At 63.0% G+C, this 24,655-nt stretch carries 19 protein-coding genes and 2 riboswitches; of the genes, 5 read left to right on the forward strand and 14 right to left on the reverse strand.

What is annotated here, in order from left to right; genetic code table 11:
* The first annotated feature begins 75 nt into the window (after positions 1-75).
* The 4 genes from RHM62_RS16915 to kynA are packed head-to-tail and all read left to right on the forward strand — an operon-like array spanning position 76 to position 4,772.
* Positions 76-2,049 (forward strand): bifunctional diguanylate cyclase/phosphodiesterase, encoded by a 1,974-nt coding sequence (locus RHM62_RS16915; RefSeq protein ID WP_322123215.1) that lies wholly within the window; start codon positions 76-78, stop codon positions 2,047-2,049.
* Positions 2,046-2,681 carry an arylformamidase gene (gene kynB / locus RHM62_RS16920; RefSeq protein WP_322123216.1) on the forward strand — a complete coding sequence of 212 codons (636 nt, stop codon included), beginning with the start codon at positions 2,046-2,048 and terminating at the stop codon, positions 2,679-2,681. The genes RHM62_RS16915 and kynB overlap by 4 nt, the downstream gene beginning before the upstream one ends.
* Complete coding sequence (gene kynU, locus RHM62_RS16925; RefSeq protein WP_322123217.1) at positions 2,678-3,928, forward strand: kynureninase; 1,251 nt, start codon at positions 2,678-2,680, stop codon at positions 3,926-3,928. The genes kynB and kynU overlap by 4 nt, the downstream gene beginning before the upstream one ends.
* A 7-nt stretch (positions 3,929-3,935) precedes the next feature.
* Complete coding sequence (gene kynA / locus RHM62_RS16930; protein WP_322123218.1) at positions 3,936-4,772, forward strand: tryptophan 2,3-dioxygenase; 837 nt, start codon at positions 3,936-3,938, stop codon at positions 4,770-4,772.
* 130 nt (positions 4,773-4,902) lie between these two features.
* On the opposite strand, the gene RHM62_RS16935 is transcribed toward kynA, so the two are convergent.
* The 14 genes from RHM62_RS16935 to RHM62_RS17000 form a co-directional block, all read right to left on the reverse strand.
* Positions 4,903-5,652: a hypothetical protein gene (locus RHM62_RS16935; RefSeq protein WP_322123219.1), complete on the reverse strand. Its 750-nt coding sequence runs from the start codon at positions 5,650-5,652 to the stop codon at positions 4,903-4,905.
* Positions 5,643-6,437 carry an N-acyl homoserine lactonase family protein gene (locus RHM62_RS16940; protein WP_322123220.1) on the reverse strand — a complete coding sequence of 265 codons (795 nt, stop codon included), beginning with the start codon at positions 6,435-6,437 and terminating at the stop codon, positions 5,643-5,645. Before RHM62_RS16940 ends, RHM62_RS16935 begins: the two co-directional genes overlap by 10 nt.
* Complete coding sequence (locus RHM62_RS16945; protein WP_322123221.1) at positions 6,434-7,219, reverse strand: creatininase; 786 nt, start codon at positions 7,217-7,219, stop codon at positions 6,434-6,436. The genes RHM62_RS16940 and RHM62_RS16945 overlap by 4 nt, the downstream gene beginning before the upstream one ends.
* Positions 7,220-7,259: 40 nt before the next feature.
* The gene (locus tag RHM62_RS16950) at positions 7,260-8,135 is read right to left on the reverse strand and encodes a DMT family transporter (protein WP_322123222.1); all 876 of its coding nucleotides are present in this window, start codon (positions 8,133-8,135) and stop codon (positions 7,260-7,262) included.
* Positions 8,132-8,875, reverse strand: a complete 744-nt coding sequence (locus RHM62_RS16955) for an SDR family NAD(P)-dependent oxidoreductase (protein WP_322123223.1) — start codon at positions 8,873-8,875, stop codon at positions 8,132-8,134. The genes RHM62_RS16950 and RHM62_RS16955 overlap by 4 nt, the downstream gene beginning before the upstream one ends.
* A complete protein-coding gene (locus tag RHM62_RS16960) occupies positions 8,872-9,885 on the reverse strand; it encodes a fatty acid desaturase (RefSeq protein ID WP_322123224.1) in 1,014 nt (337 codons plus the stop codon). Before RHM62_RS16960 ends, RHM62_RS16955 begins: the two co-directional genes overlap by 4 nt.
* 66 nt (positions 9,886-9,951) lie before the next feature.
* Positions 9,952-10,950, reverse strand: coding sequence for an ABC transporter substrate-binding protein (locus tag RHM62_RS16965; RefSeq protein ID WP_322123225.1), 999 nt, complete (start codon positions 10,948-10,950; stop codon positions 9,952-9,954).
* A gap of 51 nt (positions 10,951-11,001) precedes the next feature.
* A riboswitch (guanidine-I (ykkC/yxkD leader) is annotated at positions 11,002-11,116 on the reverse strand.
* A 180-nt stretch (positions 11,117-11,296) separates the two neighbouring features.
* On the reverse strand, positions 11,297-13,081 hold the full coding sequence (atzF, locus tag RHM62_RS16970) for an allophanate hydrolase (RefSeq protein ID WP_322123226.1): 1,785 nt from the start codon (positions 13,079-13,081) through the stop codon (positions 11,297-11,299).
* Positions 13,082-13,151: 70 nt separating this feature from the next.
* Positions 13,152-14,051, reverse strand: coding sequence for a TorF family putative porin (locus RHM62_RS16975; RefSeq protein ID WP_322123227.1), 900 nt, complete (start codon positions 14,049-14,051; stop codon positions 13,152-13,154).
* Positions 14,052-14,357: 306 nt separating this feature from the next.
* Positions 14,358-17,969 carry an urea carboxylase gene (uca, locus tag RHM62_RS16980; RefSeq protein WP_322123228.1) on the reverse strand — a complete coding sequence of 1,204 codons (3,612 nt, stop codon included), beginning with the start codon at positions 17,967-17,969 and terminating at the stop codon, positions 14,358-14,360.
* Between the two features lie 7 nt (positions 17,970-17,976).
* Positions 17,977-18,633, reverse strand: a complete 657-nt coding sequence (locus RHM62_RS16985) for an urea amidolyase associated protein UAAP2 (protein WP_322123229.1) — start codon at positions 18,631-18,633, stop codon at positions 17,977-17,979.
* Between the two features lie 4 nt (positions 18,634-18,637).
* On the reverse strand, positions 18,638-19,366 hold the full coding sequence (locus RHM62_RS16990) for an urea amidolyase associated protein UAAP1 (RefSeq protein WP_322123230.1): 729 nt from the start codon (positions 19,364-19,366) through the stop codon (positions 18,638-18,640).
* Positions 19,363-20,235: an ABC transporter ATP-binding protein gene (locus RHM62_RS16995; protein WP_322123231.1), complete on the reverse strand. Its 873-nt coding sequence runs from the start codon at positions 20,233-20,235 to the stop codon at positions 19,363-19,365. Before RHM62_RS16995 ends, RHM62_RS16990 begins: the two co-directional genes overlap by 4 nt.
* Positions 20,236-20,239: 4 nt before the next feature.
* A complete protein-coding gene (locus tag RHM62_RS17000; RefSeq protein ID WP_322123232.1) occupies positions 20,240-21,067 on the reverse strand; it encodes an ABC transporter permease in 828 nt (275 codons plus the stop codon).
* 136 nt (positions 21,068-21,203) lie between these two features.
* Positions 21,204-21,333, reverse strand: a riboswitch (guanidine-I (ykkC/yxkD leader).
* 303 nt (positions 21,334-21,636) lie between these two features.
* Between RHM62_RS17000 and RHM62_RS17005 the strand changes: the two genes are divergently transcribed.
* Positions 21,637-24,630 carry an EAL domain-containing protein gene (locus tag RHM62_RS17005; protein WP_322123233.1) on the forward strand — a complete coding sequence of 998 codons (2,994 nt, stop codon included), beginning with the start codon at positions 21,637-21,639 and terminating at the stop codon, positions 24,628-24,630.
* Positions 24,631-24,655 lie beyond the last annotated feature (25 nt).

Below are 24,655 nucleotides of genomic sequence, written 5' to 3' on the forward strand. Positions count from 1 at the left end.
CTGCATGGTAAGGTGCGTTAGTGGTGTCGCTTTGACACCGCGACGGCTTTCACCTCCTGCGAGAGACCTCCGGACATGCGCTTTCTGGACCTGTTTTCCCTGACCACCCGCACTGCGCTGATCACCAGCCTGGCAATACTGCTGGCCACGCTAGCCGGCATCGCACTGATTCCGGCCAGTCCCGCCGTACTGTCCGGCGACGGTCTGTGGACTGGCGTCGGACAAGTCATCCTGGTGGCAGCCCTGTTACTGGCGACATTCTTCGGCGCGCTGGCCCTGCGGACCATCCATCACCAACTCGTCCCGTTGCAACAGTTGCGCCAGCTCATGCAGGCACGCCATCCGGAGATCCCGGATACGGGCGACGTCGTCGCCGACCTCAGCCTGGCCTTCGATATCCTGCGCCAGGAGCAGGACAGGACTCTCCGGCACCACGAAACCAGCCAGCAGCGCTTGCGCCTGATTGCCGACAACATCCCGGCACTGGTCGCGTATGTCGACACCGGCTGCAAGGTGGTCTTTGCCAACCGCATGTACGAAGCAGCCTATGGCGTCGCCCCCGGCCAGGTCGAAGGCATGGCTGCGGCCGACCTGCTTGGTGCCGATGTGTTTGCCCAGAGCGAACCGTTCATGCGCGATGTCCTGAGCGGCAAAGCTGCCACCTTCGAGCGACTGGTCACCCATACCGGCACACTGCGCTGGGAACGCGTCAGCTACATGCCCGAAACGGCGGCCGACGGCAGCATTGCCGGCTTCATTGCGCTGGCCGAAGACATCACCGAACTCAAACGCGCGCAGCACACCTTCGCCCGCAGCGAGATGCGCTTGCGCATGATCACCGACAACATGCCGGCGCTGATCGCTTACATCGACGCCGATCAGCACTACCGCTTTTGTAATGCCTACTACGAAACCATCCTCAACTTGCCCCCGGCACAAGTCCTCGGCCTGACGGTGCGCGAGGTCACCGGCGACACCGGATATGCCGCCATTGCCGCTGACATCGACCGCGTTTTAAGGGGTGAACGGGTCAGCTTCGAACAGCATTCCGGCCAGCCCGGCGGGCGCTATTTTCTGCATGACTACCTGCCCGATGTCGATGCCGGCGGCGCGGTCATCGGCTTCTATTCGATGGTGCTCGACATCACCGAACGCAAGCAGGCCGAACTGCACCGGCGTGCCAGCGAAACCCTGCTGCGCAATGTCACCGACAGCCTGCCGGCGCTGGTCAGCTACATCGATAACGACGAGCGCTACCGGTTCAACAATCTGCCGCACGAACAATGGTTTGGCCGGCCGCTCGCACAAATCACCGGCCAGCGCGTCGCCGACCTGCTGACACCCGACGAATACGCGCGCCACAAGCAGTATTACGACCAGGCCCGCGAGGGCAAGGTCGCCCGTTTTGAATTCGAGGCGCGCCAGGATGGCAGTCCGCGCTATTACCAGGCTGCCTACCTGCCGCAGTTCGACGACCAGCAACAGCTCAGCGGCGTGTGCGGCATGATCAACGACATCACCACGCTCAAGCTGGTCGAAAACCAGTTGCGCGTGCTGGCCCGTCACGACACGCTGACCGGCCTGCCCAACCGCAACCAGTTCGATGAAAAACTCGCCGAAGCGATGGCGCGCAGCCGCCGCAGCGGCCATGCGATGGCGCTGATGTTCCTTGACATCGACCACTTCAAATCGATCAACGACACGCTCGGCCATCACAGCGGCGACGAAGTGCTGTGCGAATTTGCGCGCCGGTTGCTGCACGCGGTGCGCCAGACCGATACCGTCTCGCGCCTGGCCGGCGATGAATTCGTCATCATCCTCGAAGGCCTGCAATTACCCGAAGAAAGCAGCAAGGTCGCCGCCAAGATCATCAGCGCCATGAGTACCGATTTCGACATCCTCGGCGTGCCGCGCCGCATCAGCACCAGCATCGGTATCGCAGTCGGCAAGATCAATGACAACGATGGCAGCGTGCTGTTGCGGCGCGCCGATGAAGCGCTGTACGCGGCCAAGGCAGCCGGCCGCAACACCTTCCGCAGCGCACCGTGAGCACGGATCTGTGGGACATCAGCCCGCTGCTCGGGCCGTCGATTCCGGTCTGGCCGGGCGACTCGCCATTTTCGTCGGCCACCACCTGGGAGATGGCCGATGGCTGTCCGGTCAAGGTCAGCCGCATCACGCTATCGACGCATACCGGCGCCCACTGCGATGCGCCATCGCATTACGATGCCAACGGCGACAGCATCGATGCAGTAGCGCTGCTGCCTTACCTCGGACCGTGTCGCGTCATCAGCTGTATCGGTGTGTCCGTGGTCGAGCCGCAGCACATCGCGCACGCCCTCGCCGACCTGCCCGCGCGCGTCCTGCTACGCACCTATGCGCAGGCACCGCAAGCCAGCTGGGATAGCGCGTTTGCCAGTGTCTCGGCCGGCACCATCGCACTGCTGGCCACGCACGGCGCGCTGCTGATCGGCATCGACACGCCCTCGCTCGATCCGCAGAGCTCAAGCACGATGGACGCGCACCACGCAGTGCGCCGCCACCGCATGGCGATCCTCGAAGGCATCGTGCTCGACGACGTCCCCGATGGCGATTACGAACTCATTGCCCTTCCCCTCAAACTGCAGGGACTCGACGCCAGTCCGGTCCGTGCCATTCTCCGGACATTGAAGCACCCATGATGCAGCGTACTGATACCCTCACCCTCGACCAGCAGGATCCGCTGGCACCGCTGCGCGACCAGTTCGCCTTGCCCGATGGCGTGATTTACCTCGATGGTAATTCGCTGGGCGCACGCCCGAAAGCCGCGCTGGCCCGCGCGCAGCAAGTCATCGAACACGAATGGGGCCACGACCTGATCCGCAGCTGGAATCAGGCCGGCTGGTTCGACCTGCCATCGCGTCTGGGCGACTTGCTGGCACCGCTGATCGGTGCCGCTGCCGATCAGGTCGTCGTCACCGACACCACCTCACTGAATCTGTTCAAGGCACTGGCCGGCGCCCTGCAACGGCAGGCCGGCAGCCCGGCCAACGCAGCGCGGCGCCTCATCGTCAGCGAACGCAGCAACTTCCCGACCGACCTGTACATGGCCGATGGCCTGGCGCGCTGGCTCGATCGCGGCTACCAGTTGCGGCTGGTCGATTCGCCCGATGAGCTCGCCGGAGCCATCGATACCGACACCGCCATCGTCATGCTGACCCATGTGAACTACCGCAGCGGCCGCCTGCTCGACATGGCCGCGATCAATCGACTTGCCCATGCCCACGGTGCACTGACGGTCTGGGATCTGGCGCATTCGGCCGGTGCCGTGCCGATCGACCTGCAAGGCGACGATGCCGATTACGCCGTCGGCTGCACGTACAAATACCTCAATGGCGGACCTGGCGCACCGGCCTTCATCTGGGTTGCGCCGCGCCATCAGGCCAGCTTCGATCACCCGTTGTCGGGCTGGTGGGGCCATGCCGCACCGTTCGCGATGGACCCGTCTTTCGTCCCCGCCGCCGGCATCCGGCGCGCGCTATGCGGCACCCAGCCGATGGTCTCGCTGGCGCTGGTCGAATGTGGGCTGGCGCTGTTCGGCCAGACCTCGATGGCGGCACTGCGCGCCAAGTCGCTGGCGCTGACCGACCTGTTCATCACGCTGGTCGAACAACGCTGCGCCGCGCATCCGCTGCAACTGGTCACCCCGCGCGCGCATGCGCAACGCGGCAGCCATGTCAGCTTCACGCATCCGCACGGCTACCCGGTCATGCAGTCACTCATCGCACGCGGCGTCATCGGCGACTACCGCGAACCGCACATCCTGCGCTTCGGTTTCACGCCGCTGTACACCCGCTATGTCGATGTCTGGGACGCGGTCGACACACTGGCACAGATCCTCGACAAGGCCGATTACGACCTGACCGGCGAGCGCGCCACGGTCACCTGAGCCAGTCATGAGTGACGACAAAGCCGCACCGTGGCACGACGCGCAAACCGACTTCAGCACATCGATGAGCTACGGCGATTACCTCGCCCTCGACCAGCTGCTGTCAGCCCAGCATCCGTGCTCGCCCGACCACAATGAAATGCTCTTCATCGTCCAGCACCAGACCAGCGAACTCTGGATGAAACTGATGCTGCACGAACTGCATGCGGTGCGCATCCGGCTGCAGCACAACGACCTGCCGCCGGCCTTCAAGATGCTGGCCCGCGTGGCCCGCATCATGGACCAGCTGGTGCATGCCTGGGATGTGCTGGCGACGATGACGCCGACCGAATACAGCGCGATCCGGCCCTACCTCGGCAGCTCGTCGGGCTTCCAGTCAGCACAATATCGCGAAGTCGAATTCATCCTCGGCAACAAGAATCCGGCACTGCTGGCGGTTCACGCCAGCCATCCGGTGGCGCATGCGACGCTGGACGCGGCACTGCATGCGCCATCGATCTACGACGCGGCGATTGCCTTGCTGGCGCAGGCCGGTTTTGTGATTGACACCGACCGCCTCGCAAGCAGCACGACCCTGCCCACCGTCGCCAACGCGTCGGTGCGGCAAGCATGGCTGGCGGTCTACCGCGACCCGGCTGCGTACTGGGCGCTGTACGAACTGGCCGAAAAACTGGTCGACCTCGAAACCGTCTTCCGCACCTGGCGCTTCCGCCATGCGACCACAGTCGAGCGCATCATCGGCTTCAAGCCGGGCACGGGCGGCACGGCCGGTGTCAGCTATTTGCGCAAGATGCTCGATGTGGTGCTGTTTCCGGAGTTGTTTGAGATGCGTACGGCGTTGTGAGCTTGTGCGGCAGATTCTTTTGAATGCACTCCGATTCAGCAAGTAGGGTGCAATAACCGCAGGGCATTGCACCGAGCGCACCGTCTACCGTCGCCAATACCGCTACAGCGCACGACGGTTGCCAAGACGCTTATCCATGCAGCTCCAGCTCCCGCCAAGGCGAACCTGCATCCTCCACCCCGAACGTCACCTGCAGCCCTTCCAGCCACGGCAAGCTCGAATGCCGTATCTGCCATTCGCCGTCAACACGGATACCAAACGAAATCTCAATATCCAGCAGGCTGCGTTGCTGCGGCAACGGCAAGGCCGGCAGCAGCTGCGTCAGCGTCGTGCCGGCAGCGACGCCCTCCGGCCAGGCACTGCGGCGATCGCACACGCGCATCACGTAGTTGCCGGCGACCAGCAGTAATTGCAGGCGGTCCTGATCGCCGCCGCAGCGATACACCGCGCCCTCCCCCTGCGACTGTGGCAAGGCAATCCAGTGCTCGATATACGGGCCGTGCACGCCGGTCTCGATCAGGCACGCCGGTGTGAATTCCATGACGCCGGCGTCCGCAGTCAGGCCGGGCGGCTGCACGTCGACCAGCCGGTGCCATGCGCAGACTTCGTCTCCGGAGGTCGTGACGACTTCGGTGATGCCGGCAAAACCCTGTTGCGTCGCCAGCCATGCCAGCTGATCCGCGCTGCAGTCGTCCAGACTGACGACGCCCGAAAAATCCGGCCGGCCGGCAGCGATGCGCAAGTCCGCATGCCAGCGTCCGGTCTGCATCCAGAGTACCGTCGTCGTCGTGTCATGCACGCCCGGCGCTACCAGCAAGGACCGTTGCCATACTCCACGGTAGCGTTCCGGTACCGGTGCGCTGATTACCATCAGGCGCACCAGTCCGGAAACGCCGGCAGGCTGCGATAAAACGCAAAGTCATGATTCGGCCAGACCTGTGCGCCCTCGCTGGCGCCAAGCCGCTTGAGCTTGCGGATGCTGGCAATGGCCTGGTCATAATTGCCTTGCCAGCAGCCGCCGGGAGCGACTTCGTCATCGAGGTTTTCCATCAGGTCGGCGGCGTCGCCGGCCAATAGCACCGGCGGTCCTTTCGGCAGTTCGATCCACATCGACATGTGGCCGGCAGTGTGACCCGGCGTGCTGATGGCGCGCACGCCGTCGCACAGGTCGTATTCGCCCTCGGTCACTTTGAGCGGACCGTGACCGACAAAATCATCGGCAAAACACGCGACGTCCTTGCCGGTCATCGCGGCCGCCAGTTCATCTTTCTGGACATGCACTTCGGCACCGCAGCCGCAGCGTTTGAGTTCACCCAGCCCGCCCGCATGATCAAAATGCAGATGCCCGAGGAAGACCACATCGATATCGGCCGCCGACAAACCCAAGCGCGCGAGGTAGGCCGGGATGCGCTGCTCCCCGGTCATCACCGGTGCGCCGAACTGGAAGGTGTCGGGGTTGTAGTACTGCGCGCACAGCGCCGGATCATTGATCTTGCTGTGGTCGCAACCGACGTCGTACAGGATGCGGCCATTGCTGGTTTCGATCAGGTAGGCAAGGATGGGCGCGTCGATCAGCTGGCCGGCACCGCGGCCGTGCGTCGAGATCGTTTTGTCGTAGCGATGCGTGGCCGTCAGCAGCGGCCAGAGCTTGTTGACGCGGGTCATGCGCCCTCTCCGGCTGGTGTCATGAACTCGGCCCGCACCGCCGCGGCGATGCGGGTGGCGACGTCGTCGGCCATCAGCTTGCCCTTGCCGGCGGTCGCACCACGCGCCGACGACAGCACACCCGAACCCGGCACCCAGTGCGTATGGGTCGGGTACATGTCGTACGGCGGAAAGTCGGCCGGCGGCTCGTCGGGCAATTTATCCAACTGCACCAACTGCGGAAAGTAGTGCAGCATCATCGAGGTTTCCATCACCGCCGCATGTTCGAGCGCGAAGCCTGGAAAGCCATCCGGGAAGACGCCGGCCAGTGTCGCCTCGGTCAGGAAATCCCAGTACTCCAGCCGCATGATGTTCAGTGTCGAGGCCGGGCCGAGCCGGCGACGTGCCAGGTCGATGCCTTCGATCAGGAACCACTGGTTTTCGTAATGACCGGACATGACCACCACGTTGCGCACGCCATGCCGGCCCAGCTCGGCCAGCAAGTCGCAGGTGATCGCCGACAGCGTGCTGCCATCAAGGCTGGTGGTGCCCGGAAAATGCTGGCCGCCGCCGCACTTCGGCTGCGACTTGTAACCGTAATTGATGGTCGGCGCGACGATGCCGCCGACTTGCTCTGCGACGCTGTGCGCAACCGCCGCAGCCAGCAAGGCATCGGTGCCCAGTGGCAGATGCGGTCCGTGCTGCTCGAGTGCGCCGACCGGCAGAAATACGACCGCGTGCGGATCGCGCAGGCGTTCTTCGTAGGCGATCCAGCTTAGGTGATCCATTTGTACGTGTGACATGCGTGATTTTCTCCGTGTCGGTTGACGTCCGTGTGTCCCTTTAATTCGTCGCTTCCATCAGCGTGGCCGCGATGATCATCGCGCCGCCCAGGCATTCTTTCTGGCTCAGTGATTCGCCGCCCAGCCAGAGTGCCGACAGTACCGCCACCAGCAGTTCGGTCACCTGCAGGATCGCGGCGCGGCTGGCCTGCACGTGCGTCACGCCGTAGCTAGTCATCAGCGTGCCGCCTAGCAGCCAGCCAAACGCGAACAGCACCAGCCAGCCCCACACCGGCCACGCGACATCCGGCACTTCAGGCACTGAAAACAGCAGTGCCACGACCGATACCAGCGCACAACCGACGAACGACACCAGCGCCCGACTGGCCAGCGGAATCCGCCGCGCCTTGCGGTTGGCGATGCCGGCGGCGGTGTAGGCAAAGCCGGCTACCAGCGCCATGATGTCGGCAATCGACAGCGCCTGCCGGAACGCCTCGGCCCCGCCGACGATGACGAACACGCCACCCAGCGACAGCGCCACCGCCAGCAGCCGGCGCGGACCGAGCCGCTCTTTCAGAAACAGCGCGCCGCCGATCGCACCCCATGCCGGCAACAGGTAAAACAGCAGCATCGCGCGCACCACCGAACCCATCGTCAGCGCCGCCGTGAAGGCCATGTTGGCCACGCCAAAACACAGTCCGATCAGCAGCAACCAGCGCAGCTCGCCGCGCCAGTGCGCGCGCTCGCGCCAGATCACCGGCAAGGCCACCAACCCGACCAGCGCATACGCGGTCAGGCCGATCAGATGCGCACCGATGCCGACGCCGGCAAAAAAATGCAGCGGCCACCAGGCCAGTCCCCAGATCAATCCGCTCGCCATCAGCGCCGCAACGGCCCCCGGTGCATCGCGCTGTGCGCTGATCGGCAGCGTCGTCATAGCATCAGGGCTCCACCATTCGGACTGAGCATCTGGCCGTAATAAAAGCGCGCAAAATCACTCGCCAGAAAGACCGCGGTCGCCGCGATTTCGTCGGCTCCGGCGGCGCGTGCGGCCGGGATCGCCAGCTCCTTGGCGCGCCACTCCGCACTGATCTGGTCCAGCGACAGCATCGCCGTATCGGTCGGTCCCGGCGCAATGCCATTGACGCGGATGGCCGGCGCGAATTCACGCGCCAGCGATTTGGTCAGGCCGACCACGCCGGCCTTGGCCGCGCAGTAGGCAGTGAACCCGGCGCGACCGAGATAGGCCAGCTCGGACGCCACATTGATGATGCAACCGCGACCGCGCGGCTGCATGTTGCGCAAGACCGCCTGGCTACACAAGAAGACCGATTTCAGGTCAACCGCGATGACGTGGTCCCATTCATAGTCGGCGATATCAAGGAAGGGTTTTTCGAGCAGGATGCCGGCGTTGTTGACCAGGATATCGATAGGCCCGAGCTGCCACTCGACCGCTGCGACCATGCGCTGTACCGCGGCGCCATCGGTGACATCGGCGTCAAAGGCGCGCGCATCCCCGCCGAGGCTGTCGAGCACGTCGGCCATCAGCGCGCCCTGGCCGAAGTGATTCAGTGCGACGCGTGCGCCGCTGGCCGACAGCGCTTCGGCAATCGCGCGGCCGATGCCGGTCGCGCTGCCGGTGACCAGCGCGACCTTGCCGGCGAGGTCTATCTTCATACGGCGGTCAGGAAGGACACGCCGGCCGCACCCAGAAAGCCATCGGCACGCCCGCTCACGTCGACCGGCAAGACCTGCCCGCAATCGTCAGCCAGAATGCGGCGCACCCGGTTCACATGAAAACTGCGCAACAGCAGCGGCACCGGAATGACTTGCGCATAGCGCACGTCATACAGTTCGCGGTGTAGTTGCGGCAAGCGGTGCCACGGCGCGATCGGCTTGTCGTGATGCGCGTTGTGATAGCCAAAATTGAGCCAGATCAGGTTGAGCAAGCGGTTGTCGAGACCGACGATATTGCTGAAGGTATTGGCTTGCTCGTAGGCCTTGTCGCGCAATTTATCGTTCGGCACCGGCGTGTCACCAAGGATCGGATAGGCATCGTAGGTGTGCTGAAAACAGTCACCGAAACGCAGCACGATCACGAACAGCAAATAGGCCGCGGCATACAGCGCCAGCGCGCTAGGCGAGTACCAGCCGAGGGCAATGAAGGCAGCAGCGCGCACCACAAAAATCGCGACAATGCGGGCGCGATCCTTGCCGCTTTTGTCAGCACCCTGACGAAACGGCAGCGCCATCACAAAGCCGCGCACTAAAAATTCAACCGCCGGAATATGCAGCCATTCCAGCGTCAGCACCAGCCCGCGTACCGGTGCCGATGCGCCCAGCAAATAGGCTTTCACATCAAAGGTGACGACATCGGCGCGCTCGACATGGTGGCGCATGTGCTTGCGGCGCAGGTTATCAAACCGGGCATAGCAGGCACCATTGATCCAGCTCATGCCGGTGCCCCAACGCATGTTGGTGCTGGCGACCTTGAAGATGGTCAGGTGCGCGAATTCGTGGATGAAGTAGGCCGACCAGATCAGCGACTGCGTGGTCAGCAGGAAGCCGATGCTCTTGAGCAGCCAGCCGGGTTGCGTCAGCAACAGGATGCCCAGCGGGTAGCCGAGCAGCGTGAATGACAGCGCGGCGGTGTTGGGTAGCACACCGTCCGGGTAACGAAAAATCATGGAGGATCTCCTTGAGGGGATGGAGGCGCGGGCGCACGCAAAAGCACACGCTCGCGCGGCAAACAATTACTTCGCCTGCAGGCTTGTCACGAACTGCGCATCCATCGTCGCTTCGGTCGCCGGGATCTTGTCGATCTGGGCCTTGGCTTTCAGGATGCCGCCGATGATCTCGGCACTGGCGAAATACGAGGTGGTCTCTTTTGACTTGATGAAGGCTTTCGGCATTTCAGCGAGCGGGATGTTGTAGACGCCCGGCAGCTGTTCCTTGACTTCCTTGGCCGAGACGCCCATGAACTTGCCGATGATTTTGGCTGCGTCGTCCGGCTTGGCTTTCATGTAAGCCATACCTTCGAGGTAAGCCTTCATGATGCCGGTGATGTCCTTCGGGCTGGCCTTGATGAACTTGTCATCGAACACCAGCACGTCGGCAATCAGGCCCGGTGCATTTTTGGACGAATAGACCACATGGTATTTCTTGCCGCCGCCCTGCTTCAGGATTTGCGACAGGCTGGGCTCGTAGGTCACGCCGATCGGCATCTGGCTCGACACCATCGCCGCCGGCACCGACTCCGGCGTCATGTTGACCGGGGTGATGTCATTCATGCTCAGGCCATTGCTGGTCAGCGCGTACGACAGCAGGAAGTCCGATGGCGACAGCGGATTGAAGCCGACTTTCTTGCCCTTGAAGTCACTGACCTTGGTAATCGCCATCGACGCCACGATCGCATCGCCGCCGTTCGAATAATCGATCGGCATCACGACTTTTTGCGGCATGCCTTTGGCGACCTGGCCGATCACCTGGTCATAGGTCATCATCGCGCCCTGTACCGATCCGCCGGCCAGTGCGGCCGGAATCAATGCTGGATCCGAGAACACCTGCAGCTTGACTGACAAGCCCTGCTTCTTGTAGAGGTCGAGCGCTTCGGCAATATAGAACGGGCCGTAGCCGATCCACACGACGGTGGCAACATTGAGCGTGGCCGGAGCAGCGAAAGACAGGCTGGAGGTGGCGGCGAGTACGGCAGAAACGGCAAACGGCAAAAGGGTACGGGTCGCTAAACGCATGGAAGACTCCTGGTCGGTGGATGGGCGTACGGAGAGAACGATGTTCCAATGTTCTCCCGGGCTTTTATCCCTCCGTGGAGCCGCGTCAATTCGACAGGGCCGGAGCGCTCTCGGACCAGACACCGTTGCCATCACTGGCAAGGCCGGAACCCTAGCACTCCTGAGTCAGGTGATCTGCCATCGTTGTCGATGGCAGCTCGCTCTTCCCGCATGATTTCTATAGCAAGAGTGGTGCCAGTTAAAAAGACGGTGTAACTGCCGGATTAACGGGATTTTCACACCGGGATGGCGCATCGGGCACACGGCATCGTGACGGGTGCCCTGTTATCGACCGCCGGATGCACTGTCATCGCGCCGCGAGATACGCCAGCCACCCCCCATGCGCGCTGATATCGGCGGCCCCGGCAATCGCCTGCCCCTCGCAAACAAAGCCCTTGACCCAGCGTCCGCCGGCCAGTTCCAGCGAACCGATCGCCAGCGGTGCCGGCACGTCGGCGACAAATTCGCCGAAGCGGCGCAGCGGCAGTTCCCACACTTCGATCGCAATTGCGACGCCGTCCGCGCAGCGCTGCAGACCCGGTTTCGGTGGCGTCGTATTCGGCAATGCATACAGCCGGTACTGCGCGGCGGTCTGCGTGCTGGCGATGCGGCGGGCACCGCGTTCGGTCAGCTGCCAGTTCAGCGGCTGGCCCTGCAAATGCGCGCCGACCACGGCAAGCTGTATCGTCGGCTCGTTGAACGGCAATGGTGTGATCAGCGCGTCGGACGCATCCGGCAGCAGCCGTTGCGCGGCAGCCGCCAGCAACTGGTCCGAGCCACACGGGCCGACCAGCGTGATGCCGGCCGGCAGCCCATCAGCGCGCGCCACGGCCGGCACCGACAGTGCGGCCATGTCGAAGAAATTAACGAAGTTGGTGTAATACCCGAGTTCGGAATTGCGCAGCACCGGTTCGCGCTCAAGGTCGGCCAGCGTCGGCATCGTCGGCGTGGTCGGCAGCAGCAGGAAATCGTACGGGGCCAGCGCGGTTTCGGCGGCGCGGCGCAGGTCGGCCAGCCGGTACTGGCCATTGAAAGCATCGACCGCGCTGTAGTTCGCGCCCTGGCCGATGATGCCGGCTACCACCGGATTCATCTGATCCTTGTGTTCGGTAAAAAAGTCCCCGACGGCGGCCAGCCGCTCGGCCACCCACGGTCCGTAATACAGCAGCGCGGCGGCTTCCTTGAACGGCGTGTAATCGACCGTACCGAAGGTGCAACCGGGCAGCGCGCGCAGTTGTGCCAGCGTTGCCTCGAACGCCTGCCCGGCGGCGCTGTCACCAAAAAATTCCAGCACCGCCGGCAGCGCGATGCGCAGGCCGCGCTGCCGGATGCCGGTCATCGGCACGGCGCGCGAATAGCTGTCTTCGGCATCGAGGCCGGCAGCGACCTGCGTGACCTGCCACGCATCGGCCACGGTGTGGGCAAAAATCGACACGCAATCGAGCGTGCGGCAGGCCGGAAACACGCCGCGTGTGCTCAACAATCCACGGCTGGGCTTGAGCCCGACGATGCCGTTCAGGCCGGCCGGCACGCGGCCCGAACCGGCGGTGTCAGTCCCCAATGAAAAGCCGACCAGCCCGAGCGCAACCGCCACCGCCGAACCGGAACTGGAGCCGCCCGACACGTACGCCGGGTCGATCGCATTGCGCACCGCGCCGTACGGCGAACGGGTGCCGACCAGGCCGGTGGCGAACTGGTCGAGGTTGGTCTTGCCGATCAATAAGGCACCGGCCGCTTGCAGTTTTTCGACCACGGTGGCCGAACGCTGCGGCGTGAAACTGAATTCGGTGCAGCCCGCGGTGGTCGGCAAACCCAGCGCGTCGATATTGTCCTTGATCGCAAATGGCACGCCGAATAGCGGCATGCGCGCGAGCACTGCCGCGCCCTCTTCCTGCAACAGCGCATCCAGCGCGCGCGCCTGCGCCAGCAAGGCCTCATCAGCGACGCGGCTGATCCAGATTTCCGGCCGCTCGACCGTGGCGATGCGGGCCAGCACGCGTTCGATGCACTGGCTCGGCAGCAGCTTGTGCTGCGCGTACGCGGTGTGCAAATCAGCCAGGGTAATGGCAGGAAGAAGGGTGTCGGTGGTCATGGGCAGCTCTCGCAAATTCGGTAGAAAAATGGTCCGGCACAGACCGGACCACGGGGCATTGCACGTGCTTTTAGAAACCGTAGCTGAGCGAACCGAGCAGCTGGTTCTTTTGCTTCACGCCGAACCGGTTTTCACCGGCGACGATGCCTTGCAGGCCCCAGGTCACGCCGGTGGCAGCGATCGGCTGGGTGATGCTGACGGTCAGATGACGGAAAGCCCCTGAACTGGGTGCGCCACCGCCGAAGCAGCCATTGACCGAGAAGCTCTGGCCGGCCGGGCAACCGGTGTTGGACAGCGTGTCGACGGAGCCAAGGTACTTGCCCTGCTTTTTGTACGAGTAATAGCCCAGCGAACTGTTGAGCGTGATCTCGTAAGGCAGCACCTTGATGTAGTTCAGGGTCCAGTAGGTGTCGCCCTTGTTGCCCCAGACAACATCATTGAGCAGCGTTTGCGCGGCCACGCTGAAGTCGCCGTAGCTCAGGGCCAGTTTGGTTTCGAGCGCGTTGGCGTTCTTGCCGTTGAAGTAGACGTAACCGGTGCCGCCGACGGTGTAGCCGAACTCGCCGATCTTGCCGTTGTAGCCGCCGTAGATATCGTTCTCGATCGATTTGCCGGACTGGAAATTGGTGATCGCGCGGTTGGTGTACGACTCGCCCAGTTTTTTGTACGAGTAGTTGATCATCGACCCGAAATAGCCGGCATACAGGCCCGACGGATCGGACCAGTCGGCACCCCATTGCAGCACCGGCTTGTCGGACTCGGGCGCATCGGCACCTTCATTGCCGAAACCCGGCTTGCTCGGGCCGTAGGTGCTGGTGGCACCGCGCAGCACGTATTTGCTAACCAGGTCGATGTGGCCGGTCAATGGCGATGGTTCCGGCGCATCGGCGGCGAAGGCGACGCCGGCGAACAGGCTTGAACAGGCGATGGCGAGTGCCAGCGGACGATGGAGCGATGTGGTGCGTGACATGGTGATTCCTTTTTTTGAGTATTAGACCAACGTGGATTCCCTGCTATTTCACTACCGGTGCTGCTTTGTAAAACTGTTCTGCTACCTACCAAAATTCAAGATCCTGCAACCTGCGGCACTCCGTGGGCCGTTCACGGGGTCAGAGTAATTTTCGCGATACTGCCTGCGAAAAAAAACTCTGACCCCATGAACTCTGCTGGTGCGGTCGCGCTGCAGTGCGCTTCGAAATCACCTCAAGTCGTAGGGTGCAATAACCGCAGGGCATTGCACCAAATGCCCCGGCTCGGCATGCCGATTCCGGCCACCTCAAGCCGCCTCCCGCAACACAGCAATGTGCTGCCCTGCGCCCACCGGCGTGCCCTCCCCGACCAGCCATTCGCCAAGCACGCCTGCGCGGGTGGCGGTCAGCGGGATCTCCATCTTCATCGACTCGAGGATCGCCACCGTGTCGCCGGCCGCCAGCATCGCGCCCGGCTGCGCGACGATCTTCCAGACGCTGCCCGGCACCACCGCACTGAGGTAATGACACCCTGCCGGTAGCTCGCCCTGCTCGGCCGCACCGGCCAGCGCTTCTTCGCTGACCCAGTTGGACTGGCCGCTGCTGCGCCAGCGCTCGCGCTCGTCCTCGAACGCGGCCTGCTGCTTCTGCTTGAACGCGCCTATCGATACCTGCTCGTCGACCAGGAAGCGGTTGTAATCGGCCAGCGAAAAGGTGGTCTCTTCGATCTTCACGTCGAAGCGCCCGAGTGGAAAATCGCGCCGGTGCTCCAGCAGCTGCGCTTCGCTGACTTCATAAAACTTGATCTGGTCAAAAATGCGCAGCAGCCACGGCTTGCCATCGCGGAAGCTGTCGGTCTGGCGGTAGCGGTTCCACATCTGCACGGTGCGGCCGACGAACTGATAGCCGCCCGGTCCTTCCATGCCATACACGCACAGATACGCGCCGCCGATGCCGACCGCGTTTTCCGGAGTCCAGGTACGGGCCGGGTTGTACTTGGTCGTCACCAGCCGGTGGCGCGGATCGATGGGCGTAGCCACCGGCGCACCGAGGTACACATCGCCCAGACCCAGCACCATGTAGCTGGCCTTGAAGACGACGTCATAGACCTCGCACACGGCCTCCAGGCCGTTGATGCGCTGGATGAAATCGATATTGCTCGGGCACCACGGCGCGCCGGGGCGCACGGTGGTTTCATATTTGCGGATCGCCAGTTGCGTCTGGCTGTCGTTCCAGGCCAGCGGCAAATGGACGATGCGCGAACGCACCACCATGTCCTCGACCGACGGCAACGCGGCGATCAGTGCATCGAGCAGCACGACCAGCCGGCTGACCGGCAACTGACGGTGATCGAAATGCACTTGCAGCGAGCGGATGCCCGGCGTCAGGTCGATCACGCCGGCCAGCTGCGCCAGCTCGATCGACTGCATCAGCGCATGGACCCGGAAACGCAGATTGATATCGAGTACCGCATCGCCGAATTCGATCAGCAGGTAGTCATCACCGGCACGGCGAAACACCAGCGTCGTGCCGTCCGGCAGTGCACCGGTGCGCAGGATGGCTGGCAACTGACTGCCGGCTTCGCTGTGCGGCGGCACAAACACCGGTGCCGGTACCGACACCGCATCAAACACGCTCTCCTGCGCGACCCGCAGCGCGGCCGCGTCGACATCCGACACCCGCACGAAGCGCACCGTATCGCCCGGCTTGAACTGGCCGATCTTCCACAGATCAGCCGAGACGATTACCGCCGGACAGACAAAGCCGCCCAGGCTCGGACCATCCGGGCCGAGGATCACCGGCATGTCGCCGGTGAAGTCGATAGACCCGATCGCATACGCGTTATCGTGGATGTTCGACGGATGCAGGCCGGCTTCGCCGCCATCGGTGCGGGCCCAGCGCGGCTTCGGTCCGATCAGGCGTACGCCGGTGCGGCTGGAATTGAAATGCACTTGCCAGTCGGTGCCGAAGAACACCGTCACGTCGTCATCGGTAAAGAAATCCGGCGCGCCATGCGGACCGTAATGGACCGCGACTTCCCATGCCGAACCGTAGACCGGCACGGCCGTTGCGGGCAGCACATTCTGTACAGGCTCCGCCGCAAACAGCTTCAGCACATCGCCACTACGCAGCGCCCGGCCGCCGTGGCCACCGAACTGGCCGAGCGTGAAGGTGGCGCGACTGCCGATGTATTGCGGTGTATCGATACCACCGGCGAAGGCCAGATAGCCGCGCACGCCGGCACCTTCGACGGTGCCGCAGCGCAGTGTTTCGCCGGCACGCAGCGGATGCGCCTGCCAGTTGGCCAGCGCGCGCGTGCCATCGGGACCGCTCGCGCTCGCGCCCATGTCGGCACCGGCCAGCGCAATCAGGCAATCGCTATTAAAGGCCAGCGTCGCGCCTTGCAGCGTCATCTCGAGCGTGGCCGCGGTGCCGTCATTGCCGAGCAAATGGTTGGCAAACCGATGCGCATACGCATCCATCGGACCCGACGGCGGAATCCCGACCGCCCACAAACCAAGCCGCCCCGGATAATCCTGCACCGTGGTCTGAATGCCGCCCTCGATGACATCGACAGTGCGCGGGTGATACGGCATCGCGGCCAGCATGCCGGTGGTCTGTTCGCCATCCCGGAACACCGGATAGCCGAGGATATTGGCGAGGTAGTCGAGGTTGGTCTGGATGCCATCGATGCGGCTGTCCTGCAAACCGGCGACGAGCGCGGCAATCGAGCCAGCACGCGTGTCGGTTCGAATAATCAGCTTGCCCAGCAACGGGTCGTAATACGGGCTGACCGTGATGCCGCGTTCGATCCAGGTATCAACCCGCAGCGTATCGGCGAACACGACGCCGGTCAGCACGCCCGACGAGGGCTGGAAATTTTTGGCCGGGTCTTCGGCGTAGACACGCAACTGCATCGCATGGCCGGACGATTGCAGCGTGTGCTGGGCCGGCAGCACGAAGTCATCGGTGGCAGCGCGGATCATCCATTCGACCAGGTCGACACCGAACACTTCTTCGGTGACGCCATGTTCGACCTGCAGACGGGTGTTCACTTCCAGAAAATAAAACGCGCCGCTGTCAGCATCGAGCACGTATTCGACGGTGCCGGCGGAGCGGTACGACAGCGATGCGGTGAGGCGCACGGCGGTCTCGGCCAGCGCCGTGCGGGTGGCGTCGGACAGGCCCGGCGCGGGTGTTTCCTCGATCACTTTCTGGTGGCGTCGCTGCACCGAGCAATCGCGCTCGCCGAGCGACACCACACCGCCGCGACCATCGCCAAAAATCTGCACTTCGACATGGCGCGCATGCTCGACGAATTTTTCGAGGTAGATGCCGCCGTTCTTGAAATTGTTTTCCGACAGGTGCTTGACCGAGGTGTAGGCCGCTTCCAGTTCCTGCGCATCGCGGCACAGCCGCATGCCGATGCCGCCCCCGCCGGCGGTACTTTTCAGCATGACCGGATAGCCGATCTGCGTGGCCGAGCTCAACGCCTGCGAGACGTCATCAAGCAAACCGGTGCCGGGCAGCAGCGGCACGTTGGCTTGCTGCGCCAGTTCACGGGCTGTGTGCTTGAGGCCGAAGGCGCGCAGTTGATGCGGAGTCGGGCCGATGAAGACCACGCCGGCAGCGGCGCAGGCTTCGGCAAATGCCGCGTTCTCACTCAGGAAACCGTAGCCCGGATGGATCGCTTCGGCACCGCTGGCGGTGGCGGCAGCGAGCACCTTGCCGGCATCGAGGTAGCTTTGCGCCGCCGGTGCCGGACCGATGCAGATGGCTTCGTCGGCCAGCCGCACATGCAGCGATTCGACATCGGCTTCCGAATAAATGGCGACCGACAAAATACCCATGCTGCGGGCGGTGCGGATGATGCGGCAGGCGATTTCGCCGCGATTGGCAATGAGGATTTTTTTGAACATGGCGAAGTCAGTCCTGTGCATCCCAGATGACAAAGCGCACCGGGGTCGGGTTGTAGGCGTTGCAAGGATTGTTCAGTTGCGGGCAGTTCGACACCAGCACCAGCACATCGGCATCGGCGCGCAGTTCGACATATTTGCCGGGTGCCGACACGCCATCTTCGAAGGTCAGGCCGCCCTCGGCGGTGACCGGTACATTCATGAAGAAATTGATGTTCGGGACGATGTCGCGCTTGCCCATGCCGATGTCGGCATGCGCCAGCGCCAGCAGGTAATTGTCGCGACAGCTGTGCATGAATTTTTTCTGCGCCGCATAACGCACGGTGTTGCTCTCGGCCGCGCAGGCACCGCCTAGCGTGTCGTGGCGACCGCAGGTATCGGCCACGATGGTCAGCAAAGGCCGGCCACGGTTCGACATCAGCACGGTGCCGGTGCTCAGGTAAATGCCACCTTGCGCCTGCATCGTGTCGGTCATGCTGTAGCGCTCGGCGGTGTCGCTGGCGTTATAAAAAATCGTGTCGACGGCCTGGTTGCCTTCGAGGTCGATGATGCGCAGGACCTGGCCGCGCTGCATCGCCTGCAGCCACGGTTCGCCGGCGGGTTGATAGACATCGAGGATGGCGGTGGTGGTGTCGCGCGGGCTTTCGCACAGGGTTGTCATGGTCATCTCCTTAGCGGGTCGTCAGTTCGGTATTGGTGTAGCCGCGGCCGTTTTCGGGACACGACAGGCGGCACGGATCGTCGGCACCGGCGGGGCCGGAAGTGTAGGCGACGACGCTTATCTTGCGCGGCGCGTAATCGGGATTCGGGTCCAGCGGATGGGGTGCGCTCGACAGCGCGACCAGCGTGTCCATCTCGAAGCGCAGCTCGACCAGATCGCCGGCTTTGCTGTTATCGGGTACGAACACAAAGCGGCCATCGGCATCGACTGCGACCTTTGAAAACAGATTGATGTTCGGCACCAGATCACGCAAACCCAGCCCCCATTTGCCGATCTCGACCAGCAGGCTGTCCTGGCCGTTGCGGTACATCGCATTGCGGTGTTCCTGGTAGCGATGCGCGCCAAACTTTGCGAGTACCGAGGCGGCTGTCGAGACACCGCACAGCGGGTCGTGCCAGCCGACCGTGTCCAGCGGAATCGACGCGAGGATATTGCCCATGTCCGAATACAGCACATGGCCGGCCGTCAGGTGCGCGGTGTGCTGGGCTTTCAGCGTATCGGGCACGTTCAGGCGTTCGAGGCGTTCATCGGCGCGGTACAGCAGCACCGCCATGTTGGCACCACCGTCGAGGTCGGTGAAACGCAGCGTGGTGCCGCGCTTGACCTTGTACGACCAGTGGCCGCCGCCGGGGAAGGTTTCGTTCCAGAGGATGTTTGATGCTTGCAGGTCGTGGGTCATGACAGGTCTCCGGTGAGCGATGTGGTCTCGGCAATACGGGTGAGTTTTTCGAGCTGGCCGAAATCGGTCTTGATGCCCGAGGTCTCGCGGATGCGCGCCAGGATCTGGCGCTTCAGTGCGACGAATTCCGGTGCGAGCTTCAGGTCTTGCTGGCGATCCAGGCCGAATGGCACGTCGATGATCGAATCGATGCGGCCCGGCCGTGGCGCCATCACGACCACGCGCTGGCCGAGGTACAGCGCTTCCTCGGCATCGTGGGTGACGAAGATGACGGTGGTTTTTTCGAGCAGGTACACATGGCGGATCAGGTCGTGCATCACTTCGCGGGTCTGCGCATCGAGCGCGCCGAACGGCTCGTCCATCAGCAGCACGTCGGGCCGGACCATCAGTGCGCGGGCAATCGCGACGCGCTGCTGCATGCCGCCCGACAGTTCGGCCGGGTAGGACCCGGCGACGTGGCCCAATCCCATCAGCGCGATGAGCGCATCGGCGCGACCGCTGGCGACTTCGACATCGTTCGAGCTGGCGTTCTTGCAGTGAAATTTCAGGCGACGGCAGAACTTGATGTTTTCGAGGACGGTCAGCCACGGGTACAGGCTGTAACTCTGGAACACCATCGCGCGGTCGGGACCGGCACCGTCGACGTCATGGCCGTTGCAGAGGATGTCGCCATCGGCATATTCTTCAAGGCCGCCTATGGTACGCAACAGCGTCGACTTGCCGCAGCCGGAAGCGCCGACCAGCGTGACGAATTCGCCGGCGGCGATGTCGAGGTCGATGTGCTGCAAGGCGTGGGTCAGCCGGTCGCCGGCACCATAGAACTTGTCGAGACCGCGGATACGGATTTTTGGAGGAGTGGTGTCAGTCATGGCGTCATTTCCCGATGTAGTGCCAGCCAAAGCAGCGGCGATGCAACCAGCGGAAGGTTTGGTCGGTCAGCAGGCCGATCAGGCCGATGAGCAGGATGCCGGCAAAAATCTTGTCGGTCTGCAGGAAGCGCTGGGCTTTCAGGATCGAGAAACCGAGGCCGGAATTGGCAGCCACCAGTTCAGCCACGACCAGATAGGTCCAGGCCAGTCCCATGGTCTGGCGCAGCGTGTCGAGCATGGCCGGACGGGCTGCCGGAATCAGCACCAGGCGCACGATTTCGCTATTGGTCGCGCCCATCGTGCGGGCCGCTTCGACCGGCTGGTTCGGTACCCGTGCGATGTCCTCGGCCAGCATCAGTACCATCTGGAAAAAGGTGCCGACGAAGATCACGGTCAGCTTGGCGCTCTCGTCGATGCCGACCCACAGCATGATCAGCGGGATAAAAGCGACCGCCGGCAGGTAGCGGCTGAAGTCGGTCAGCGGTTCCAGCAGCGCGCGCACCGGCGCATACGTACCGATCATCACGCCAATCGGAATGGCCAGGATCGCCGACAACAGAAAGCCGCCGAACACGCGGCCGATGCTGATGCCGACATCGCTCATCAGGTCGTCATTGAGCAGCCAGTCAAGGCAGCGCCGCAGCACCAGTTCGGGCGTCGGCAGGAACACCGGATCGATGCGCCCGCTGGTCGACAGGATCAGCCAGAACAGAAAGGGCAGCAGGAATCCGGTGATCGCCAGTGCCACGACAATACGGTGCGGCAGCTGGCCGCGCACGGCCCAGCTGGAACGGCGGTTACGGATGTGCTTTTTGGCGGGGAGCTCAGGCATGCGCACCCCGCTGAAGGATAAGGCGGGCGCGGCACAGGGCGGGCAAAGAAAAAAAGAAGGGCATCGTGCAGCTCCAGGAGTCAGAAAAAAGTCGGAGAGGCGAGCGATCAAGATCGAACGCAGTTCGACTGTGATGGCCTCCCGGGCTTTTATCCCTCCGTGTAGCCGCTGCGGTTCGCTTGCACGATGTCGCACCGGCCGGCTGCTCTCGGACCAGACATGTCGTCGTTGACACTGACGACACCGGAACCCTAGCGTCCATGCTCGAGTTGCAGTGTTGGCTGCTTCTCTCGTTGCATTGGTACTAGCAACTATGGTGCCAGCTGTTTTGGCGGTGCGATCGGGACGATGGATGACGCTGCGTCGCAGATCGGACCTGCCTTGGTGCACGGAGGGCAAGAAGCGCACCGTTTGCGCGCCTTTGCACCGTCGGCGACACCACCCGCAACATAGTTGCTTAATTGAATTAAAAACACTATTGGCGCGCGTTTATCTGTTACCTTGACCTGTGTATTTCCCCAAAGCACGAAGGCGGCAGGGGCAGCCAGGGCTACCGAGCAAACGACTTCATGCGACATCTCCAGATTCATTTCAGTGCTTCATTGTCCGCGAGGTCGTGCATCCGTTTTGCCCGCACGCTTGCCGGCGTCATGCTGTTCCTGATATTGCCCGTCCTGCTGCCGGCCACCGTCAACGCCGGCACCCCTCTGATCGTCGATAGCGAACAGGACTACCCGCCTTTTTCTACCGGCATGACCGATGACACGGCCGGCGGTTTCACGGTCGATCTGTGGAAAGCCGTGGCCGACGAAGCCGGCTTGCCGTACATCCTGCATGTCCAGCCGTTTCATCAGGTGCTGAGCGAATTTCGTGCGGGCAAGGCCGATGTACTGATCAACCTGGCCATCTCCGACGAGCGCCGCCGCTTTGCCGATTTCACGGTGCCGCATGTGATCGTCAACGGCGCGGTTTTTGTGCGCAAGAACACCAGGGGGATCAGCAGCGAAGACGACCTCGCCGGCAAATCCGTCATCGTCGTCAACGGTGATCTGGCACACGACTATGCGGTCACGCGCGGCTGGGAAAAGCAGCTGGTGCTGGTCAATACCGCTGCGGCCGGCCTGCAACTGCTGGCCTCGGGCAAGCATGATGCGATGTTGCTGAGCAAACTGACCGGCATGCAGACACTGCACACCCGGCGGCTGAGTAATCTCGAAGCCCTGAAATTCCCGGCCGGCTTTGCGCAGCGTTTTGCCTTTGCGGTCCACAAGGGCGAGCCGGAATTGCTGGGCCGGCTCAATGAAGCGCTGGCCGTCACCAAATCCAACGGCATCTACGATGCGCTGTACCTGAAGTGGTTTGGCGTCTATGAAGTGCGCGAGCTGCGCCTCACCGATTACCTTGGCACTCTCATTACAACGCTCACGCTGCTGGTGCTGGGAGGCGGCATCCTGTTCCATCGCCGGCAACTCGAACGCGCGCGCGCCAAGAACAAATACCGCGACCTGTATGACCAGTCGCCCGACATGTTCGTGACGGCCGATCCGATCACTGGCAATGTCATCGACTGCAACCAGACGCTGCTCGACATGACCGGGTACAGGCGGCACAGTATCGTCGGGCAGAGCGCGCTGAAGCTGTGCAACACCGGCAGTCGCGCACTGGCCCGCAGGACGTTCGAACAATTCCTTGCCACCGATGACATGCCGTATCTCGAACTGCAATTGCGCTGCCGCGATGACCGCATTATTGCTGTCGTGGTGTCGGCATCGACCGCCTTCGATGACGCGGTAGTGGCGGTCACGCAGCACCGCTTGCTGCATCTGGTCCTGCATGACATCACCGATCGCAAGCACGCCGACGAAGACCGGCGCATTGCCGCTACCGCCTTCCATTCGCACGAAGCGATGATGATCACGGATGCGCATTTCGTGATCCTGCGGGTCAATTGGGCCTTTACCGAAATGACCGGCTACAGTGACGCCGACATCCTCGGCAAGACGCCATCCATCCTGAAATCAGGACGCCATGACGCGGCGTTTTTTGCAGCGATGCACGACAGCATCCTGCGCGACGGCACGTGGCGCGGCGAGCTCTGGAACCGGCGCAAGAATGGCGAACTCTATCCGGCGTGGATGAGCATCACCGGCGTGCGCGGCACCGACGGCAGGATCACTCACTACGTCAGTGCGCAAAGCGATATCACGCTGCGCAAGGCCGCCGAAGAAGAAATCAGCCACCTGGCGTTTTTTGATGCGCTCACCGAATTGCCGAACCGGCGCTTGCTGATGGAACGTTTGCGGCGCGCGCTGGCGACCAGCTTACGCAGCACGCGTGAGGGCGCGCTGATGTTTATCGATCTCGACAACTTCAAGCTGCTCAATGACAGCCTCGGCCATGACAAGGGCGATCTGCTGCTGCAGCAAGTCGCCCGTCGGCTGTCGGGCTGCCTGCGCGACAGCGATACCGTGGCACGCATAGGCGGCGACGAATTCATCGTGCTGCTCGAAGAACTCAGCGAACAGTCCGTCGCCGCTGCCCTGCAAGCCGAAGGGATCGGCGAAAAAATCCTCGCTACGCTGAACGCGCCCTATGACCTGGATGGCCATGTGCATCACAGCACGCCAAGCATCGGCGTGACGCTCTTCGGCGAGCACAAGGACAACGCCGCCGAACTCCTGAAACGCGCCGACCTCGCCATGTACCAGGCTAAGGCGGCCGGCCGCAATACGCTGCGCTTCTTTGATCCGAAGATCCAGGAGCAGGTGACTGCCCATGCGAAGCTGGAAGCCGAACTGGGCCAGGCCTTGCTGCAGGACGAATTTGTGCTGTATTACCAGGCCCAGGTGGACCGCGACCGCCGCCTGATCGGCGCCGAAGTGCTGGTGCGCTGGCAGCATCCCCATCGCGGTATCGTGCCGCCGGTCGAGTTCATTCCACTGGCCGAACAGACCGGCCTGATCCAGCAGCTCGGACAATGGGTGCTCGAGACCGCCTGCCGCCAGCTGATCGCGTGGGCCGGCCATCCGGCCATGGCGTCCTTGACGATCGCAGTCAATGTCAGCGCCTGCCAGTTCCAGCGGCCCGATTTTGTTGCGCAGGTGCTCGCAGTGGTCGCGCGCACCGGTGCCAATCCACAGTTGCTGAAGCTCGAAATCACCGAGAGCCTGCTACTCACCGACGTCGAAGACATCATCAACAAAATGACCGCGCTGCAGGCCCATGGCTTGAGTTTTTCGCTGGATGATTTTGGCACCGGTTATTCATCGCTGTCATACCTGAAGCGGCTGCCGCTCGACCAGCTAAAAATAGACCGCTCATTCGTGCGCGACGTGCTGAGCGATCCGAACGACGCCGCCATCGTGCGTACCATCCTCGCGCTGGGCCACAGCCTCGGGCTGTCGGTGATTGCCGAAGGGGTGGAAACCGAAGCCCAATGCGATTTTCTGGCCGCACTGGATTGCCACGCCTATCAGGGATTCCTGTTCAGCCGGCCACTGCCGCTGGGGCAATTCGAGGCGCTGGCGGCGCGCCAGGAAGCCGGCGTGGCGGCGCTCGAATGAACCTGGCGTGACGGGCAATGGTGGC

The sequence above is a fragment of the Actimicrobium sp. CCC2.4 genome, from assembly GCF_034347385.1.
In the GTDB taxonomy this organism is placed as follows: Bacteria; Pseudomonadota; Gammaproteobacteria; order Burkholderiales; family Burkholderiaceae_D; genus Actimicrobium.